This is a genomic window from Actinoallomurus sp. NPDC052308 (genome assembly GCF_040679195.1).
Taxonomy (GTDB): Bacteria; Actinomycetota; Actinomycetes; order Streptosporangiales; family Streptosporangiaceae; genus Actinoallomurus; species Actinoallomurus liliacearum.
The window spans coordinates 1-1616 of sequence record NZ_JBFAUM010000073.1 but is presented as its reverse complement, the minus strand read 5'-3'; the positions used below and the strand labels follow the sequence as shown (position 1 = coordinate 1616).

Here is a 1616-nt window from a genome sequence, read left to right as displayed (position 1 = left end):
ACCGGCCACGTCGCCGGTGTGCTGACCGTACCGGCGTTCTCGAGCTCGACGGCGGTGAGCGGGATGGCCGGGCGGTGCTCCTCGGGGACGACGATCCGGGCGGTGACGTCTTCCGGCCGGTCGATCCACCAGGTGATCCGGCTGCGTTCGGCGGGGCGCACCGACACCTGGTGAATGACGTTGTAGTCGTGCTCGTCCACCTGGCCGGTGGTCTCGGTGCGCCGGTAGGACTTGGCGCTCCCCCCGAACTCCCTCTTGGCGGTGTAGGAGTACTCGCCGTGCGCGCTCCAGGCACCGAGCACGAAACGAATCCAGGGCCAGGTGAACCGCACACCCCCGCCCCAGCCCAGCTCCGCTCCGATCTCGGTGTTGCGGTGGCCGGCCGTCGCCGCGGCCAGCAGCGCGCGCCCGTTCACGGTCATCGGATAGGAGTCTCCGCCGATCCGCTCCCTCAGCTGCGCCTGGACCGAGATCTCGTACGCGCGCCCGCCGACGTGGACCGTATGGTCCACTCCGGCCATCACGGCGGGCAGGTCCGCCTCCAGCGCCGGCCTGCTGAAGTAGGTGACCAGGTCCAGGTCCGCCTGCGACCAGTCCACCTTCTTCCCGCCCGAGACGGCGTCGTGCTCCTGCTCGAGGACCGCGCGGATCTGCTGGTGCACGAGTTCGGAGCCGGGCAGCAGAGCCGGCATGCCGAAGCCGACGCCCCGGCGCGCCGCCAGCGCCAGCGGCTCGCGGTGCGCGGGGTCGACCTGAACCGGACGGTTGAGATTCCGCGGCCGCCGGAACGCCGACGGTGGTGGCATCGAATCCGCCGGAGTCCGTACGGCGCCGGTCATCCGCTTCTCGAAGTCGGCGGCCTCCGGTTTCGGCACACTGGTCTCCGCCTCCACGACCGTGCTGACCGGGTCGATGGTGTGCGTCGTCGAGCGGACGTCGACGTCGACGCGCAGGCCCGTCCGATATCTGGACTGCGTTCCGCCGCGGTTCAGCACCGTGTGGCCGAGCCCTTGCTCGGACAGCCCATGGCCGGCGCCGCGCGAGAACGGCGTCATGAAGGACGGCCCGCGTACGAAGCCCTTGCCCGTGCCGTGCTGCGCGTGTTCGAGGTCGGGCGGGTGCGCCCCGGGGTCGGCGTCGAGGCCGGCGATGCTGAAGGAGAAGCCCGTCGCCGCCTTGCTCTCACCTTCCTGCCCCGGTTTGACCGTCAAGCCGACCCCGGAGTCCTCCCGGACCGTCACCTCGCTGTCGCCGATGTACTGCAGCCGCTCGATCTGCGCGCTGAACGAGAAATGCCCTTCGAACCGGCTCAGCGGCCCCGTCGGAACCGTCACCTTCTTCGTCGGCACCCCGCTGCTGAGGACCACGCGGCTACGGTTACGCGTCGACTTCTCGTTCACGTACTCGGTGACCTCGCCCATCACCGTACGGACGGACTCGGCCGGCAGGCCGGCGCCGAGGAGACGCCGCTGCAGGTTCGCGACGACGGGGATCAGGTCGACCGCGTTGATCGTCTCGGTCGCCTGCGACGGACGCCGCACGCCTGCGGCCGCGCGAGCCCGGGGCGTCGTTCCCTCCGGCCGCAGCGCGTCCGGGGCCGTGAAGGGCTCGGGGAG

At 71.2% G+C, this 1616-nt stretch carries 1 protein-coding gene; it reads right to left on the bottom strand.

The window, feature by feature from the left end:
• Nucleotides 1-1616: hypothetical protein (locus AB0L00_RS45760; protein WP_364444575.1), on the bottom strand; the 1616-nt coding region annotated here is incomplete at both ends.